This is a genomic window from Arenibacter sp. S6351L (genome assembly GCF_023016025.1).
In the GTDB taxonomy this organism is placed as follows: Bacteria; Bacteroidota; Bacteroidia; order Flavobacteriales; family Flavobacteriaceae; genus Arenibacter; species Arenibacter algicola_B.
The window spans coordinates 1-396 of record NZ_JALKBB010000120.1 but is presented as its reverse complement, the minus strand read 5'-3'; the positions used below and the strand labels follow the sequence as shown (position 1 = coordinate 396).

General features: G+C 53.0%; 1 pseudogene. It reads right to left on the bottom strand.

The features are described from left to right. Positions 1–396, bottom strand: a pseudogene (locus tag MWU82_RS24170) (hypothetical protein); the annotation flags it as partial.

The window sequence follows — 396 nt, the reverse complement described above, 5'->3', positions numbered from 1 at the left end:
CCGGTGTTTCCTTTTTCTCCAGTGGCACCTGTAGCACCAGTTTCACCTTGAATACCTTGAATCCCTTGGGCTCCAGTATCTCCTTTGTCACCTTTTTCACCAGTGGCTCCTGTCGCCCCGGTCTCACCTTGGATACCTTGATCACCCTTTACACCTTGGATTCCTTGTTCACCAGTCGCTCCAGTTTCACCTGTGGAACCAGTTGCACCAGTGGCTCCAGTTTCTCCTTGAATACCTTGGATTCCTTCCTCTCCAGTATCTCCTTTGTCGCCCTGGTCGCCTGTGGCTCCGGTCGCACCGGTGTCTCCCTTTACACCCTGGATACCCTGTTCTCCGGTTGCGCCTGTAGCTCCAGTTTCTCCCTGAATACCTTGAATTCCTTGAGCTCCGGTTTCA